The sequence below is a fragment of the Ignavibacteriales bacterium genome, from assembly GCA_026390575.1.
In the GTDB taxonomy this organism is placed as follows: Bacteria; Bacteroidota; Ignavibacteria; order UBA10030; family UBA10030; genus Fen-1298.
Genome location: JAPLFR010000007.1, coordinates 49,660 through 68,958 on the forward strand (window position 1 = coordinate 49,660; position 19,299 = coordinate 68,958).

Here is a 19,299-nt window from a genome sequence, read left to right on the forward strand (position 1 = left end):
TCTATTTCATGAGTATTATTTTTTTTGTATCTGTCATCGTGCCGGCATCGAGACAAATAAAATACACGCCGGAGCTTGCCAGTCCGCCTTTATGCGAACGGCCGTCCCACTGGAGCCGATGCACACCTGCTGAATAGGTACCATTGGCAAGAACCGCGATTTCTTCTCCAAGCACATTATAGAGACGTACGCTGACCTTTCCATCTTTTGGAAGATCGAACACAATAGTAGTACTGGGATTAAATGGATTCGGGTAATTTTGATACAGCTTCAATGCTGTCGGCAATGAACCACCGGTATTTGTTTTCACAGAGGTTAATACCGGCACGGATAATTTTTTCGCCGAATCAGATACGATCAGTACTGCGGAACCGTAAGCGGGAATGTTCATAAAAAAATTTGCCACTCCGCCCGTGAAGGTTATTTGATATGTCGAGTCATTGTACACATCGCTTGCGTAAAATGTTTTTCCATCCTGCGGGTCTGGCAGCAACACATTCGGCGTTCCGGTTGCAGTCAGCGTTAACGAAACCGATGCATTTCCAGAACTAAAATTGCATAACGAAATTGCATTTCCATTCTGATATTTTCGCAAAATACCGTACACATTACCATTTCCAGTTTCCATACGTTCGTATGTTTGAGTTATAAACGCCGGAAACGTACCGCGAATCCACGCGAGTCGCTGGTAATGCGGAGTAAGTATCGATGCTCCCTGGAAATTCCATCCAATCGTACTGCGGTTTCGGTCTTCCTTCGCACCGGAAATTCCGTATCCCCAGCCAACTTCTTGCCCGTTCCAAATCATCGGGAAACCAGGTACGGAGAATATCGCAGTTGCCATCGGCTTCGTACGGTTGAAAGTTGTCGTTGCATCAAGCGAAGTGCCATTGGAATAGAAATATGCTATGCGATCTTCGTCCTGCGATTCCATGAATCTCATAAAGAGTGAGTTGGGACCGGGGAAGTATCCTCCGTTGTTAATATCGGAATTAAGATTATTTACAGCAGACGATGTGAATCCAAAACTCCTGATTTGATTGAAATACAATTTAAAATCATATGCTGCATCAAGGCCACCGCCTGCATCGGCATAGATATATTGAGTGCCTCCACCGGTGCCGTCATCTTCGCCAAGAAGCAGAATGTCTGGTTTGATATGTTTCAAAGCTTCGCGAACCGGATCTCCCATATATGCCTCGCCATAACGGCGATGCGGTCCCCAATACACGTCGAACCGATAGCCATCGAGATCCAAAACCTTGATCCAGTATTTATACGCGTTAATCATTTCAGTACGCGCATCGATATCTTTCCAATTGTAATTTAATAACTGATCGCTGAAGCCGCTGTAATAATTAAAGCCGTCGGCATCGAGCGATTGACCGAGACCGTTGTCGTTATGAGGAATGATCGAATGTTCATACCACGTCCAATACCGCGAATCTTCATGAAATAAATGTGCATCGAGAGACCACGGATGAAATCGGCTCGTATGATTCGGTGTCACATCGAGAATCACTTTTATTCCAAGTGCATGCGCCTGTAATATAAAATTTTTAAAATCGTTATTCGAACCGTACTCCGGTGCAACAGTATAGAAATCCACTATATTATACCCCGGCCCGTAATGCTGATCGATCGGGTAGGCATTCTTCATCACCGGCATCATCCAGATAACATTGAATCCCATATCATGAATGTATTGAAGACGTTGCGCCGCCGCAGGAATTGTTCCCGTTGATGTGAACGCTTTCGGAAAAAGGAAATAGACGCGTGCACGTTTCGCCCATTCCGGATTGCTGACAATTGTCGGACTCGTGCAAGAACCACCGTCGTCAATGATAAAATACGAACGCGTCGTATCTGCCAAACCGGAAGAGTTGGACGCAACTAAATAAAAATAATATTCACCGGGTTGTGTTGGCTTTGTCAAGACTATGGTTGAACCATGCTGGCCATTGAGCAGCAATGGAGTTTTAGGATCGTCTATCCACGTAAACGTCAGTGTCTGCCCATCCGGATCAGTACTCCCGGCAGCGCTCAACGTCACTTGACTTGATGTAGAAGAACTCACTGATGCCTTTGCATATGGCGTGTGATTTAAACGTAACGTAAACAATACTGAATCGGAACTCACAAAAACTCCGTTCGTATCAACAATTGCTTTGAAACTATTTATCCCTTCGACCAATGTATCAACAATGCTGAACAATCCATTTGAAGCAAAGACGGTTACTGTGTCTTTCGAATTGTGAACAAGCTTGACACTATGAATCGATGTATCCATCACGCTGCCGCGAATCATTCGATTCGGATTGTAGGTACCATATCCTCCCTGTGTTGTGATCTGAATAAAACCTGCTTGCGTTGTAAAGTTGACAGTATCAGCATTTGTACCGCCTGCCGAAGAACTCGCAGAGACGATCACAATATGTTTTCCGTTTAACAACGGAGTCGGGACTTGAAAAGTAAGCTGTTTCGAAACCGCATCATAGTGATTTCCAAGTTTAGTATATTGATTTCCATCAATGGAAACGATAATGGATGAAGTATCGATCGATGCGTCAACCTTCGGAAAAAGAAATGCCGTAATAATTGGTTTACCGGTCCTCACAAGCGGCTGGCGCTGGTTCGGAAGAATTTGATAGATTGTCGGATCCTTGGTATAGATATAAGTGTTGTTATTATCGCTGGGATTTTGATGAATGTTTAATGGATCGTTCTGCCATCCGCTTACTCCGGAATAAAATTTATACTGCCACGCGCCGACAATACCGACAGAAGGTGGCGTAGGATTTCCGCCGACCTTTAAACGAAAAGTTTTTTCCCACCAATTGTTCCCTACAAATTGCATCGGTGTTGCGGAGTTATTCCACCCGTTGAATTCACCTACAAGAAAAACGGTCGGGCTCGACGCAGCATTGCACCGAAACGCTACATCAACGCTGTCTTGAGAATGCACAAAGGAAAACAACAGCATAACTTCTGCTACCAAGATAACTTTTTTCACTTATCACCCCTCTAATAAAGAGTCAAATTTAAATTAAGGCAATGGTATCTTCTCCGGATTTTCCACTTCTATCCAGTCAACTTGCCGGGTAACAAACGGCGCAGCGAACATTCTTCCTCCGAATCCAAGTATTCGATACGTCATCATCGGTGTATTGCTCACATGGAGAAGTTTCAATCGATCTGCATAGATATCGAATCCGCGCTGTTGAGCGCTTTTTGCGATGAATACATCTAAAGTCTTTTTTTGTTTGAATCGACGGGCAGCCGTAGCTGCCGTTCGCATCGAAGAGGTAAACGCTGAATCGGTCATTCGAGCAGGTAATTCTTTTTTGACAAGCTCGAAGAATATATACTCATCTTTTACTTGAAGCGGGCCTTGACGTTCTCCTGCCTGCATCTTCCATGCGAGCATTCCGAGAGGATGACGTGTGTTGATTGCAAATTCCTCGGAAAGTCCGCCGTTTTGTGCTGTAAGCGTGTCGCTTGATCTTTTACGAATTACAGATTCTATTGAAGCTCCTGCACGCACCTCAAGAAGCGCTTGTTCCATCGAGCGAACATCCTTGGTATGAAGCTCTCGAATTTGAACGCGTGGATATTGCATTTTTGGATTTGTTTCCGAGACATATTGAAATATATCCTGATCGGACACCTGAACGGTTCTCTGTATATCCATTTCTTCATATTTTGCAAGTATCTGTTGACGCCACATGTCGAGTTCTTTGCTCACCGACCACCGCTCATCGAGCTTCCGGGAAAGCGCTTCTTCGGCAAGTAATTCTTGTCCTACGAGAACACGGATATGGTTGTTCAACTGCGCGGCAATACCTGTTGTCCGGCTTGGATCGATCTTAAAGATTTTTCCACGTAATCTCGACAGTACATCCTCCACAGACCAACAGGAAGAACCAACCACAACCATGGAATCTCGAAGAATTGATTGACAACGAAAGTACAGTACTTCTAAGAGCGAATCTGTTATCATTTTCTCAGACGCTGGAGATTCATACCTCCATACATCCGTAAGGGCCTTTGCCAATATCTTAAACGGCCGGGGAAGCGAAAAGCCAATTTTCGTTTTGAGAATATCTTGAAGATATTCATCCAACCGTGCTTTTTCCTTCCTGAGCCGGAGCTTCGTTTCAATCCGCTCAAAGAGAACCTGGTCCTGCATGGAAATATAAAATGGATTCGGTAAATCCTTATCTACATGTAAGATATAAAATCCAGTCGACGCTTCAACAACGGGAGAACATTCTCCCTTCTTCAAACGAAATGCTGCTTGTTCGATAGTAGCTTCCGCTTCACCCCAGAATAACGTTGCCGTGTCCCGAAGAGCTGCCATCGTCGTATCAATATGAAAGCGATTGAACTGTTTGCAGTTCTTTAATTGTTTTCTGACAAACGCTGCATCGGTAGTATCTTCAAAGTAAAGAAACGAGAGAAAGAGCTGGCGTTTTGCGTCAATGGTGGCTTTTTGAATCTCTTCTTTGGATACTTTAATCTTGCCGCTTATTTCTTCGCGATAGAGTTGGTCGCGTGACAACATTTTTTTAATTCCGGCAATCGCCTGCTGATAACCACTATCCAGATCGATATGGCGCGTGAGCGCTTCCTGGGCTAATAATTTTTCAGCAACTAAAGAGTATAGAAAAACAAGTTTAGATTCTTCTGTGTTATTGGCACGGTTTCGGTACTGCCCGGGAAGAAGTTCATATCGTTCCAGGAATTCCTGTTCCGATACATACATCGTTCCCGCCCGCGCGATTGAGGAACTTTGATGTTCTTCCGGCTGCGATCTACCAACACAGATAAACAAAAGACATAAAGCAATATTCAGGGGATATTTAATCATTCGAGTGGTCTATCGCGGGGGAGAACAATCAAAAAGTAAGGCGGGAATTTCTTCCCGCCTTCTCTTTGAATTATTCGCTACTTCAAGAACATCAGCTTCTTTGTTGCGACGAAATTGCCAGCAGTAATCTGATAGAAGTAGATTCCTGAGGATAATTTTGAAGCGTCGAACACAACAAAGTGTTTTCCAGCTTCCTGTTTTTCATTTACTAATGTCCCAACCATCTGACCCAATAGGTTGAAAATCTTCAATGACACCGTACTCGCTGACTGGATTTCATAGTCAATTCGAGTGGATGGGTTGAATGGATTTGGATAATTCTGTTCAAGCCTATATGTCAACGGAACGACCTGAGCATTGTTAACTCCCGTTACAACCGGACGATGGGTAGTATAATCCCATGCATCAAAGCGCACAGGATCAATGCTGCCAAATTGCGAAGGAAGGGTGAATGTGGGATTCAGATCACTGACGTTTTCTATGTGATTATTCCCAAAGCCCCCTTCGTTATCGCAGCCAAAAATGCCAAATTTAAATTCCTGGCCCACCAGGCTTCCAGTGGTATCAGCCCACTGCAACGAGTAGATTGTATCGTGTGCAATTAAATCGCCATGTGTTCCATCATCCCACATCTTGCAAGTGTCTTTCAGACGACGGTCTGGGCCCCAAGCACCACCGATATCCCAACCGCCAACTGCGGGGCCATTCATCCAGACACCGCCAAGAATTACGCTGTCAGGATCACTCATATTATAATTCGTAATGTTCCATGCATCCAAAATTGATCCCTTTTTCAATTGATATATTGCAGGGCGGACATCGCAAGTGAATGTAACGAGTACGTTTTGTTTCATAGTTTTCATACTACGGAATCTCGGCATACGATGTTCTTCAGTTGTCGAATAAATCGTATCATAAACCGCCATCGAGGTACCAGCTGTAATAATCTGGCGTTTCTCTGCTGTAGCTTGTGCACCCGGATGTGAAAAATTGTAATAGTTCTCTCTCACTTCTCCGCTCTTTGGAGTTCGATAATATTGATAATAGAGGGCTGTACCAAGTTTTGTTGTTACGTTATATGTCCCCGTGTATTTTGAGGATGTTCCCATCCTTGTCATCCTTTTTTCAACAATCCCTGTAGCACTATTATTATATCCGGTTCGCACAACAAGTGTATCACCATAAGCAAATCCATTTTCTGTAATTGCCTCGGCAAGATCTGCCCGGAAAGTCATGGCGATAACGTCCGTGCCAGAGAATGGTGGTATCGGAGTGTTTTGCCACCATTTCCAGAAGAGGGTGGTGTCATCCATTGTAGGTTTGAAAAGTAGAAACCGATTCGTTCCTCCCGGTGTTACATCAGGAGCAGCACCAATATTTGTCTCATATAATGGGACTGAAGCTGAATCATCTGCAAGGAGATGGATGACAAATTTATAAAAAATGGTGTCTGCCGCAGCACTTTTCGGAAATTTAACCACTCCGGACCAGAAGTTTGTCCCGTCATACGCACTTTGACCACTATTGCCATGGACATTTTCTCTTGTAAGGAAAATTGTCCTATTCATAGATAAAGGCGGCATACTACCCCGCACACCCATCTTCTGTCCCTTTTGGCTGAATCCTTCATCTGACTGCATATTGATACGGAATATCACAGCCACACTGTCTGCCGAAGGAACATACGGTTTCCAGAATTGAATATTGGTTGTCCGCCCGTTAACATACTGAAGAGGAACTGTAGTATCTTTATTGCCTGTATAAGGTCCAAGATTAAGTCTTCGGTTACCTATATCAGAGCCTGAAAAATTACCGTCTGAGCTATTACTTTCCCAACCATTATCGGTAGCTGTAATTGACTCTTTTGGATTTGTAAAAAATTTGTAAGCTGTTACAGAAGTATCGCCGCGATTAAGCAGAAACTTTACTGTTGCAATCCAGAAATCTCCACCAATGTTTACAGCTCGGGCACCGGTTAAATCGGTCCATGTCAACGGTAATCGGTTGCCTCGAACCTGCAAAGTCGAAGTAGGGTAGAGTGTATCAGGTACTGTGGATGAATTGATCAGGAAATTCACAGTCACGGTATCTGTAACTACGGTTATTTTGGGGATCTGTGCATTTACTGTAAACACACAGATCAGAATGCTCATAAGTGTAAAAATAATAAACCTGGTTCTCATAATTCCTTCTCCTCTTTATCTTGAATAAAAATAAATGTGTTTCTTAAAACAATTATTTCCACCTCTATCCATTAACAATTTCAATTTCATGCCCCCTTTCTTGATTGATAATATTTCGGAGATTTACTCATAAATGAATTATTTTTCAGAAAATTAGAAAAGTACCGCTACTGAAATCGTATTTATATTACCAAATCGACCAAACTGTTGGTAAGCATAATTTACTTCCAATCCCATGGATCCCAATTCTGAATATTTCAAGCCACAGCCAAGTGTTAATCCTTCTTCTGAATCTGTTTGAAAAAGGGATTTGTACCCGCCGCGCAGGCTCACAAGATTCAAGAGTGTCACTTCAGCTCCAAGATTAATCACTTCCACATTATCACTAGGACGAAGTGCATCACATTCAATTGTGACTAAGGCGGTTTCGTTCTTCACGAGATCCATAGCCAACCCCACCCGGAATATAAGCGGTATAGGCCAGGGATCTGTCACCAAATTTGCGAGGTTGAGTTTATTGGAACCCGCATTGCTTGGATCTGTATCTATGACTTTTCGTAAATCGCGTCCATCCATTTTCATATCGCCGCCAAAATTTGCAATGGACATACCCAAGCGCATATCATGAAATCCCGTCACAAAGAGCAATCCGATATCGAAGGCTATGGTGCTTGCAGATTCATTCCAAATAGATTGGCTGATATATTTTGCAGAACCTCCTATCGAAAACCGATCGGTTAAATTCCGGGAGTATGACATTGCAACGGCAAGATCCTGGGCAGACCATCGCTCTCCCGTTCCTTCCGGATTATTTTCCGTGGTGACCATCTCTTCGCCGTAAGCAAGCTGCGTAATACTTATTCCAAAAGCATTGGATCCATCAACGTCGATCATTGCTCCTAACCAACGAAGTTTTGAACCCACAAGCCAGTCAGTTGTTGAGACAAGCACCTGTGTCTTATGAGACTGAGAAAACGCACTTGGATTATAATAAATAGAACTTACATCATACGCAGAAGCCACCGACGTTCCACCCATTCCTAATGCATGTGCTCCAATTGATATTCCCAAAAATTGTGCAGCGGTGGTACTGACCTTTGCTTGAGCTATCGATTTTGAATATCCGAAAAACACAAGACAAGCACACAGAGAGAGAGTTGTAAAGACTTCATATGTTTTCTTTATCATGGCCGTCTCCACTTACTTGATAATCGCTAATTTACCAGTTTTCGTTCCAATCGACGATTCTATCACATAGAAGTAGACGCCAAACGCTACATCTAGATTTTCTTTTGTCTTTAAATTCCACGAGACGTGTCCATCTTCAATATTGCCGCTCTGTGTAAGAGAAATAACATGGTCTCCTCGCGATGTGTAGATAAGGATTTTTGCTGATGCCGGCAAATGAATGAAGTCAATCCGGCGGAGACGACCGCTTGTGACGCTGGGCGGTAAAGGCGATTCCAGTGTTGAGGATGCTACATAAGGATTTGGCACAACGCGAATCCTTGAGAGTGCATCCTGTGTCAATGTGGAAGGATCTGACTTCGGTTTTGTGGTGATAAAAGCAAGCGTATCACCTTGAGAGAATGGTTTCGTTGTACAGATCCGGAGTGTATCATCGGTATGATATGGGATCACTTTCCCATCCTCGGAATCAAAGAATAATTCCCAGGTATATTCATACTCGCCGCGCGGATCTTTTTCATACAGGAAGATGTCATCTTTCGGTGCTAAGCGACCACGTTTTAGGAAGTTCAAGGTTGTATAACTGAACTTAAGATAGGTCTTCTCGGTTTTATTATAAATCCGAAAATTTGTCGGGATTGCATCAGAATATAAAATCGGATCTGCATAGGATGTATCAATGAATTTTGTAGAGTCGAATTGAAATTCGTAATCACAAGGCTTTCTATAGCCGCGCATCAAGGGATTTCCGTTATCGTCATATAGGTCCGTTAAAAGCATATTGAAACTATATTTCGTCTTGTTGGTTATCCACTTCGTTGTTGAATCGTCTTTTGCGACCGACCAAGGATTATTGAAAATAAGTTCTACACCATCAAAAACATCCGCATCTTTGCTATCTGTTGTATAGGGTGTTCCCCGGATATATTTACTTTGATAGACCGGATAATACTGGTACTGAATAGTATATTTCCCGGCTGGAAGTGATCCTCCGTAGAATCCGTGAATTTGGCCTGTCTTGATGTTCAATTTATATAATGATTCAGGTATCAACACTCCTTGGTCACTATAGACTTTGATTGTCCCCGGGATCAAATATTTGTGCTGTAGTGTTACAACAATAGTGTCTTGGGAAATAAATTTTTCCGTTTGATACTCAAGATCTCTCACACTGTAATTTGTTGTTATACGGTCCCATTCAGTAGAGTCCGCCAAATCGATGAGGCCATTATTGTTGTTATCGACACTATCTACTTGTGTATCGAGAAACTCGACACGGTAGCGATGACCAGTAGTTTTTGTTTCATCTATCACTTTATAATAGGCGTCGCCGGTTCCAACACCTGAAAGATGGTCGAGTAATATACCATCCTTTGGCCGAATATAACCAAGAGTTTTTGCATTCGGTACAACCACCGCACAATTCTGGCCTACACTTACCGTTCCCTGAGGAGAGATCGAAGCACTAATTTTATTCTCTGCCGGAAGAATTTCCAAATATTCATTCCCGGTATTATAGGCAACCAACGCATAATAGTATGTTCTACCGTTTTGTACCGAACTATCGACGTAGCTGTGTTCGATGCCGGTATTATTGCCCAGGTAGAAGGCAAACCCGGAAATATCTTCAAACAATTGACCTGAAGTATGGAAATATCCTTTGACACCATCATTGAGATCCCACTGTTTTATTGGACGGCGTCCTTGGGGCGAACCATATCCATCGGTAATCGTGTGAATATCATTAAACGTAGGATCCGTTGAACGATACAGTTTATATCCTTCAAATGTTTTCGTCTGTAGAAGAGGATCGATTGTCTCTTCCGCAACCCGGTCCCAGTACAATGTAACTTTTCCATCTCCCGGAACTGCTGTAAGAGTGGGTAAATCCGGTGGCAACGGAAATAGATAGTTCGCATCATAAATTTTTTGAACTGTTCTTTTGTTCTTTAACAGGTCTGCCACATCAACATCATATCCCTGGTTTTTACCCCCGCCGTACACCAACGCAAGAGAGAAGCGCTCTGTTTTCTTTGCCTGCAGAGGAAAATATCCTGAGCCGTAAATAAAATCTCCATCGGCACCATCGACAGGCCTGTTATTTTGGATCACGTTGGGAACATCGAAGAACCCGGGTGCCAAATACAACCACATTGTGTCTTTGTCACCCATTTTAAAATTACCTGCGGGTGAAAAATAAAAGAAGCTCGTCAGTCCAATTTGATCCGATTCATTCACATCGGTTTTATCGATATGCCATTCCCCAGGCGAACCTGTATCATAACCATTGTCATCGTAACCGGACGTCGGTAGGCCGTCGCCTTCTCCATAATCTCCGGTATTTGGACTGCCGTCTCTTCCATTGTCATCATGAAGAACGTTCCAGTTCTTATTGTTATCGATTCTATCATCACGCCGTTCATCAATCATGCTATAAGGATCGCTACCCATTCCTGTAAAATAATCCACATACGCTACAGGGCGCAGCATGTCAAACAACACTGTTCCTTCTTTGGTTCTTTTCACTTGTTCATAATGCAAGAAATAGTTTTCATCGATAAGGCCATCGTAATCGTTATCAACACCGTCATAAGCATTGGGATTAATAGTACCATCACTCAATTTATTCCCTTCACTCACCCATGTTTGCCCTGGATAAATCCATCGAGTTAGTCCATGGGTTGTGATCTGAACTGAATCGGCAGAAGGAATCGTATAAATATATCGGCTATAATCATCCCGAATCAGAACAATTTGTTTTCCTGATGTCAGAAGAGTGGAATCAAAACTTGCCGAAGTGAATCTAGGGGCAAGCCTTCCTGAGGATGAAGAATCTGCATCGCCATCATTATCGATACCGTCATAAGGATTTCCCGGGCTTTCAAGAAAAGCATACCCGACAAGTCCGGCTCCACTGCAAGGGGTTGGCTGCCAAAATGGATTCTTCATGCACTGCCCTCTTATCGCTTTAATATCACCAGTGTAAGTAATATTCTCCTTTACATCAAAAAATGACCAATCATCGTTGTATTCGCCATAGTCTTCCACCGATGTAACGCCAACATAGGTTCCCACGAGCATTCCAAAAACAGCTCGATCATAATTCGTAGTTCCGGTATTCGTGATTTCATACAGCCAAAAGATATTATCTTGGGCAAGAGGTTGCGAACCCCATTGCATGGCGCGTACTTTCATGACAAAGCCAAGCCCTTTTCTCGTTAAATCCGATGCATTGGGTCTGAACTGTATTCCCTTCGGATTGTTTGACGGATCACTAAATCTTTCATCATTATTGTCATCCATCACGAAGTAAGTTTCCAGATCAGCAGTCGGTTTCTTTTCTTTATATCCATTCCAAAATCCTGCCCACCCCGGATCTTTTGTATCTTGAACCTTATCCGGCCAAGTCGGAGGCCACGAACTCTTATCATCACTCATTGCAACTTTAGACGGTTGCCGACTGGGATTATAATATCCATTCTCAGGCTCAAATGTCCAATATTTTCCTGTACGCGGATCTGTATCTAATAAAAGAGTCGGACGATTGACGGGAACTGTAACAACTTCATGAAAAACAGAAACCGAATCGTACTTCACTTCAGCGCCCACCAAGGGGCTGACATCACCGAGGTATCCATTATTCGGATATTTCCAAGCGCCCCTATGCCCTTGTTCCTGTGGCTGGCCAATGACACCCCAGTTGCCAAATACTGTCTGAACCTGGTTGCCGTTCATTATGGCCCATTGACGATATTGACGCCCGCTTGACTGCTGTGCTTGAACAATGATATCTGCATTGTTCAAGAAAACAACTGATGAAAAAAGAACCAATCGAATGATTGTCTTCATAAGTTAGAACTCCAGATTCATGCCAAATTCAAAACGACGCGGTTCAGAATATTTTGTTCCATCCGTGAACCATTGATCAACAGTATTGACATATAATTTAACAGACCTTGCCTGCATCTCGTTAATCCAATCATAATCAGCACGCCCCGTGGAAGCATAAACGCCTTTTTGATTTCGTGTATCAAAAACATTGAAAATGCGTGTAAAGAATATGAGCTTCAGAGGATTAAGATTCAACTCATAATATGCACGGAGATCACAATTAAACGTTGATGGCTTTATTTGACTATTTGTTACTATCGTCGTTCCGGTACTTGGATTCGAAAGATCAGGTGTATAAGGCGATCCAGAACCATATTGAAGGATGGAACTGACACCCCAGGAAGTCATTGTATAGTTTAACGACACATTTAAGGTATGCCGTTGATCCCAATCTAAAGGTACCATTTGAATATCCGGAAGTCCTCCTCCTGCTATCCTATTCTTAGCCTGTTGGGGGTCAGACGCAGTTCCATCGGCAACCTGATAAGTATAATCAACTCGTGCTGTTATTCCTCCAGAGAATTTCTTGTCTACCGTCAGTACGATTCCTTTGACAGTCCCGAAATCACTATTTGCATATTGGGCATATTGTCCTCCTCCACTTACATCAAAAATTGCAGTTTGTGTGAGGCCTCGAATATCTCTCATATATATTGTCGCATCAAATGCGACGTCTTCAGATAATTGCTGCTGGACACCAAGTTCTGCGCTTACCGTCTGTTCTGGTTTCAAATCAGTATTACCCATGATACCAATTATACCGGAAGAATTTTGGCTAATTTTGAATCTGGGGTTTTCATAAAGCCGTTCGAATCCCGGCAGTTGGAAGAAATGACCATAGGAAAAATGAACAATGCCTCTATCTGTAATAGGGAAAGATACACCTAATCTTGGACTGACAGCATATTTTGAAGTTGCCGATTTGTACCAATATTGTTCCCGTTGCTGAAGCGTTGTAGAACCACCCTGCTGGCTCACATCAAGATGATCACTTCGTACCGGACTGTCAATGCTTGGATCGTTCACGGTATACATATAATGCAACGGATCGCTGGTATCCGGATGCGCATCATTCAGTACAAGCCCATCTGGTTGAAAATAATCGAACCGAACTCCAACGTTAACAATAACGTTCTTATACTCCATCTTATCCTGTAAGTAGGCAGAAAATTCTTTTGGATGATGTTCATAGTAATCGTGATAGGGAGAATTAATATCTAGAATCATCGTTCGAATATACGGCCTGAGAATGGCAGGATCGAATCCTGTTTGTGAACTCGCCGACTTCAATTCGATATGTTCATTTGTAATGTCATGAGAACGATACTCAACACCGAACTTTACCATATTCATTTCATCCATTTGACTAGTCAGATCAAATTTGATAAGCGCGGTTTGAGTAGAACGATGGTCTTTGTTGGGATCAGTACCGCCGACCATAAAAGAATAAGCAGGTGCAACTGATAAGTTGGGATCTACATAATGAGGTCCGTACGGATCGACTACTTCATTCTGTACATGATCACCGTTTGAGAGTGTAGAATCTTGGTATTGCAGATCATAGAGATAATACTTGTAATCTTTTTTAAAGATTGATCCCCCAATCGTGTAGAACGTACTCGAACTGAGGCTATGATTAAATTGAAAAATAATTGTATTGCTTAAGTTATACTGATTCCCTACTCCATCCGGATTATAGAAATAATCCCGACGATAATTACCAAATGCATCAAGGCCTTTCTTTTTTGTGTCATCGTAGATATAATCAACAGAAAACTTCATCAATGAAGAAATATGCCATGTGAGTTTCGCTTGTGCATAATATCGCTCACTCCAGTTCATTGGAACGATCGAACTATCTCCCTTTCCATCAGAAAAAACAGATTCCAATTGGTCATTTGTTAATTTTGGAATATTCCACGGATTAAATCTTCGATATCCTTTTTCCCAGCCATTAAAATAGATGTATCGAGCATTAGTAAAAAAAGTGAGATCGTCTGTCAAAAGAGGTCCACTTAAGTTCCCTTCGATATTTCTTATATTATTAGCTTTAAAACTATTCCCCGGGAAAATACTATCATTCGTCAGGGCATAGTCCCCTCCATAAATTCCTAATCCTCCGGAAAATTTCGAGCCTCCTTCTTTGGATGTAATGTTCACAATACCCGACATCGCTTGGCCATACTCTGCATTGAATGCACCTGATATAACCTGGAGTTCTTGAACAAGGCTCTTATTCACTTCAACAATCTGACTTCCGTTGAATGCATCCGTTACAGGCACTCCATCAATCCAATATGCTACTTCACCACTGCGCCCGCCGCGAAGACTCCCTGAGACAAATCCTGCCTGCATATTCACAACCGCCCCAACTTCTGACACTGGCATGGCGGCAATATCGTTGCCGCTCACAATCGCGGTTTTTGCGGTGAGATCTTTTTGTACGAGCGGTCGCTCAGCCACCACCTCAACTGCCTCTCCTATCTGAAGAACTGTCTCTGTGATCTCCACATCGATCGTTGTAGTCAAATCTCCCTTGACGCGTACACCGGTAGTTTTCGATGGAGTATATCCAACCATTGTCACCACCATGCTGTAATCATTCGGAGGGACGTTGATCATGAAGTACTTCCCATCAAAATCCGTCATGCTACCCAGAGTGGTTCCTTCGAGCCTTACATTCGCGCCGATGATCGGATCGCCTGTCTTCTTGTCTTTCACGACACCAGAGATCTTTCCCGTGGACCCCCCGAGAGCGAGGGAAGAAAGAAAAGAGATGATGAAAAGAGAATGCACTATTCGTGTAAACATGATTCTCCTGTTTTCTAATTCATAGTGACATGGTTTTTGTTTTGCTAGCATATTCCGTTAAGCACTTTTTGCGATTCTTCCCAAAGGAAGTGTTGTTCTGCGTACTATTAATGTCGGTTCGAAAGTTTTATGGAATATAGAAAGATCATGATTATTCATTCGCTCAAGCAATCTCTCGATGGTTAACGTTCCCATCTCAGACATGGGCTGCAGCATGGATGTCAATCCAAGCGGTCCAGAAAGTTCTAAATCATCAAATCCTATAAGTGCAATATCCTCCGGACAGCGTAAACCCATCTCTGAAATTGCCGCAAGTGCACCATATGCCTGAATATCACTCGCCGCGAATACCGCTGTCGGTCTATCTGATCCAAGTTTCAGCAACTCCTTCATCATCTCATAACCGTTCTCTCGGGTAAATCCATCAAGATATTCAGATTTCGTTTTTCGGATGAGGCACTCATGTAATTTTTTATGAGCATCCATCATTGCCATTTGATATCCCTTAAACCGCTCTTTTGCAGGAACGCTCCTGAGATTCGCATTTAATATCGCAATCCGAGTATGGCCAAGATCAAGAAGATGTTTTGTGGCTGTGTATCCTCCCTGTACATTATTCACAGCAAAGGAATCAAATTCTTTGTGATATGTATCTACAAGCACCATCGGGATTTTTTTAAATAGCGTACTCTTTGCCAATTGATCCGGAATCTTCATGGAACATAACACAATACCATCGACTCGATTACGATGGATATTAAGGCGAAGCGTTTCTGCAATTTGATCAGGATGATTGATGCCTAATAAAATAATACTGGCATCGAGATCCGATAAACGTTTTTGAATCTCGCGAAGAATTTCTAGATAGAAAAACGTTGCAAAAAATGGAATTGTAAAGAGAATTGAATTTGTTCTTTGACGAGCGAGACCAATAGCATAGGGATGAGGTCTATAATTTAATCTTGAGACTACTTGCAAAACGCGAGTGCGTGTTTTCGTTGAAACGCTCGCATTTTTATTGAGCACGCGTGATACTGTCCCTATTCCGACGTTAGCTTTTTTTGCAATATCATAAATGGTGACAGCCATATTCATATCATCTCATGCATGGAAGCGTTTCCATATGGAAGCGCTTCCAATATTTAGAAAATACTTTTTAGAGTCAAGTTAATTTTTATCTTTGATATCTTTGATGCATTTCAACGCATTATTAAGGAAGGGGGTTCCTTTCTTAAGTCAAGAGGAGATGGTTGGCGGAGCAAATAACTTTGAATGTGTATTTTTACGATGTACTTTTAACAATTTAATTTGGTTTCTACTCATGTTTCACCAGTATGGCATTTTCCTATAAAAGCAGGGATCACACTCCTGCGTTTCAATTGTTCATAGATAATAACTAAGCATAGAATCTCTCGATTATGATGGGAGAAGATTCAATCTCTCAGGTGTACACCTCCCATATAATGCGGACAGTTCGTATAACCTGGTTGTTGCCCATGGTTCTAGTTGTTCCCATGTAAAACGCCATTCCCAATTTCCATCGACTGTGCCTGGAAAGTTCATTCTTCCCTCATTGCCCAGACCAAGGACATCTTGGAATGGTATCACTGCAATATCTGCAACGGATTGCAATGCCAGTTTTATGAGATCCCAATGGATTTCGTTTCCGCTCGTTTTGCAGTACCGCCTGACAAAATCGCGCTCATGTTCCGTAGCCTTTCCATACCAACCAATGGTTGTATCGTTATCATGAGTGCCGGTGTAGACTACACAATTCTTGTCAAAAACATGAGGAAGAAAATTATCTTTGGGATCGGTTGAGAATGCAAATTGTAGCACTTTCATTCCCGGAAAACCAAATGTTTCCCGAAGTGCAGTAACTTCTGGTGTCATAACACCAAGATCTTCGGCAATAATCGGCAATGTTCCAAGTCTCTTTTCGATCGCTTTGAAGAGATCTTTGCCTGGTCCTTTTACCCATTTCCCAATTCGTGCTGTTTTTTCCTTCGCCGGAATTCTCCAATACGCTTCAAATCCTCTGAAGTGATCGATGCGGAGGATATCAAAGAGGTCAAACGTTTTTTTAAACCGTTCAATCCACCATTGATATTTTTGTCGTTTCATAACATCCCATCGATATAATGGATTGCCCCATCGCTGACCATCTTCGCTAAAATAATCTGGTGGGACGCCCGCAACAACAAGAGGTCTCCCGTCCTTATCAAGAGAGAATGCCTCCTGATTGGACCAAACATCTGCACTATGATGTGCAACAAAGATCGGGATATCCCCAACAAGTTTGATATTTCGATCGTTCGCATATTTCTTTAATTTTTTCCATTGCCGTGCAAAGCACCATTGCATGAACTTATGAAAATGCACTTGTGCTTTCCATCTTTCTGCTGCTTGTTTGAGAGCCGAAGGTTTTCGATGCACAAGATCATGATCCCAAACGATCCATTCCTTGCCGCCATATTGATCATTCAGCGCCTGGAACAACGAATAATCATTCAACCATTTTTTTTCTGTTTCGCAATAAGAACCAAAGTGTTGACGCTCTTTTTCATTCCCATGTTCAAAAAAGTATTGGGCGGCCTTCCAAAGCAAGTTCATTCTAAATACTGCGACTTCCTGATATTTCACACGGGTTTTCGAATCATTCGTGAACGTTTCAAGTTCGTTCTGAACCAACCAACCTTGTGATACCAATTCCTCCAGGTCAATGAGCAAGGGACTTCCCGCAAAAGCAGAGAGCGACATGTATGGGGAATTCGCCATACCTGCAGGTCCCAACGGAAGCATTTGCCAAAGTGATTGACCTGCAATTGACAACCAATCAACGAATTGATATGCTGAAATACCAAGATCCCCGGAACCATAAGGCCCCGGCAATGATGTGGGATGTAAAAGTATTCCACTACTACGAGCAAATTGCATTTCTTACCTCATGTCTTTATCATCGTACACATTTTCTTCAAACAACCTGTCAAACATAAACAAGCATCCAAACAAACGCAAGGAAAAATATTTTCAAAAATTGTACCGCGCAATATTATTTCATATGTATCATTTTTTTGACATCTGTAAAATCTCCAATCTTCAGTCGATATATAAATACTCCGCTGGATAGACGCGATGCTTCCCAAGATACAGCATAGACGCCGGATGACTTTTCACCGTCTACTAAAGTCGCCACCTCACGGCTCACGTTGCCGAAACAGCGATAACGGCAATAGATATGCACCTTCGCTTGTGTGCCCATAACTTGGTAATCTCCTTATTTGAGTTACTTAAATGACGAAGCAACGACTTCCCTACCAAATATGTGGATTGCATTCTTTTTCAATCAATGCGGTGGTTACTTCCTTCCAAATTGTTATAACTTTCGGACAAAAAAGATCGTATAATAAATCGAATCCAATTCTTGAACTATACTTTCGGAAAGGAGCGGCGCATCATGGAAAAACATTTTACACTCGTCGGCATTCTGAATATTGTGTATGATTCTTTTGCTCTCATTGGCTCATTTGTTCTCTTTGCCATCGCAATTGGATTCAGATATTTCTTTGAGTTAATCTCCCGGTATAATCACCACGGAATGGATGAAGTCCCTCCGGAAGTGTTAGATATCGTACCGTTTATCCTGACGGTTATCGGAATTCTGATCTTAGTCTTTGCTATTATCGGGATTATTGGAGCTGTTGGTGTGATGAAAAGAAAAGAATGGGGACGGATTACATTGCTCGTTATATCGTTCTTTAATCTGATACATATTCCACTCGGCACTGTTCTTGGGGTCTACAGTATTTGGGTGCTTCTGAACGACGAAACCATCCGACTCTTTAATCCAGTTCCGAATACACCAGTCGAGAAATCAACAATTTCATCCTGAGACGATATCCTTTATGAAAATTCTCGCGCTTGAAAAAGAGATCGCTGGGATAACGGACGAGCAATTTACTCCCGCAATTTTGAAAACAGAGGCAATGCGGGCTTGGGAACTACATCAACAAGGAACGATCCGCGAGCTGTACTTCCGACAGGATCGAAATGAAGCAGTGCTGATTCTAGAATGCAAAGATGTTAAAGAAGCTCAATCTGTACTTGCAACATTACCGTTGGTGAAGGCAGGTCTGATCGCATTTGAAATTATTCCACTTATTTCATACGATGGTTTTACTCGGCTCTTTTCGAAAGAATTTTTATAAAAAAATAATAATTGAAGTTGTTTTGAATTCCCGACTGCTCTATATTTAACAGAGCGCTCTGGGTTCATTTTTCGATCGGAATTATTCTTCCTCCGGATTGTAATAGACGCGCTGAACTTTCCGCGCTTTATGCATACGTATTGTAATC

General features: G+C 42.4%; 11 protein-coding genes. 2 read left to right on the top strand and 9 right to left on the bottom strand.

Features of this window, described 5'->3' with window-relative positions:
- Nucleotide 1: 1 nt before the first annotated feature.
- From NTX44_05265 to NTX44_05305, 9 genes are all read right to left on the bottom strand, one after another.
- Nucleotides 2-3,013, bottom strand: coding sequence for an alpha-amylase family glycosyl hydrolase (locus tag NTX44_05265; protein MCX6121007.1), 3,012 nt, complete (start codon nucleotides 3,011-3,013; stop codon nucleotides 2-4).
- Between the two features lie 33 nt (nucleotides 3,014-3,046).
- Nucleotides 3,047-4,870 (bottom strand): peptidyl-prolyl cis-trans isomerase, encoded by a 1,824-nt coding sequence (locus tag NTX44_05270; GenBank protein ID MCX6121008.1) that lies wholly within the window; start codon nucleotides 4,868-4,870, stop codon nucleotides 3,047-3,049.
- A 77-nt stretch (nucleotides 4,871-4,947) separates the two neighbouring features.
- Nucleotides 4,948-7,053, bottom strand: a complete 2,106-nt coding sequence (locus NTX44_05275) for a T9SS type A sorting domain-containing protein (GenBank protein MCX6121009.1) — start codon at nucleotides 7,051-7,053, stop codon at nucleotides 4,948-4,950.
- Between the two features lie 153 nt (nucleotides 7,054-7,206).
- The gene (locus NTX44_05280; protein MCX6121010.1) at nucleotides 7,207-8,241 is read right to left on the bottom strand and encodes a PorV/PorQ family protein; all 1,035 of its coding nucleotides are present in this window, start codon (nucleotides 8,239-8,241) and stop codon (nucleotides 7,207-7,209) included.
- 12 nt (nucleotides 8,242-8,253) lie between these two features.
- On the bottom strand, nucleotides 8,254-12,090 hold the full coding sequence (locus NTX44_05285) for a hypothetical protein (GenBank protein MCX6121011.1): 3,837 nt from the start codon (nucleotides 12,088-12,090) through the stop codon (nucleotides 8,254-8,256).
- 3 nt (nucleotides 12,091-12,093) lie between these two features.
- A complete protein-coding gene (locus tag NTX44_05290; protein MCX6121012.1) occupies nucleotides 12,094-14,943 on the bottom strand; it encodes a TonB-dependent receptor in 2,850 nt (949 codons plus the stop codon).
- 57 nt (nucleotides 14,944-15,000) lie between these two features.
- Complete coding sequence (locus tag NTX44_05295) at nucleotides 15,001-16,032, bottom strand: LacI family DNA-binding transcriptional regulator (GenBank protein ID MCX6121013.1); 1,032 nt, start codon at nucleotides 16,030-16,032, stop codon at nucleotides 15,001-15,003.
- Nucleotides 16,033-16,359: 327 nt separating this feature from the next.
- Nucleotides 16,360-17,880, bottom strand: coding sequence for a 4-alpha-glucanotransferase (gene malQ, locus NTX44_05300; protein ID MCX6121014.1), 1,521 nt, complete (start codon nucleotides 17,878-17,880; stop codon nucleotides 16,360-16,362).
- Nucleotides 17,881-17,995: 115 nt separating this feature from the next.
- A complete protein-coding gene (locus NTX44_05305; protein ID MCX6121015.1) occupies nucleotides 17,996-18,205 on the bottom strand; it encodes a hypothetical protein in 210 nt (69 codons plus the stop codon).
- 195 nt (nucleotides 18,206-18,400) lie between these two features.
- Between NTX44_05305 and NTX44_05310 the strand changes: the two genes are divergently transcribed.
- Together NTX44_05310 and NTX44_05315 are read left to right on the top strand one after the other, a co-directional pair.
- Nucleotides 18,401-18,835, top strand: a complete 435-nt coding sequence (locus NTX44_05310; protein ID MCX6121016.1) for a hypothetical protein — start codon at nucleotides 18,401-18,403, stop codon at nucleotides 18,833-18,835.
- Between the two features lie 13 nt (nucleotides 18,836-18,848).
- On the top strand, nucleotides 18,849-19,151 hold the full coding sequence (locus NTX44_05315) for a hypothetical protein (protein ID MCX6121017.1): 303 nt from the start codon (nucleotides 18,849-18,851) through the stop codon (nucleotides 19,149-19,151).
- The last annotated feature ends 148 nt before the right edge of the window (nucleotides 19,152-19,299 follow it).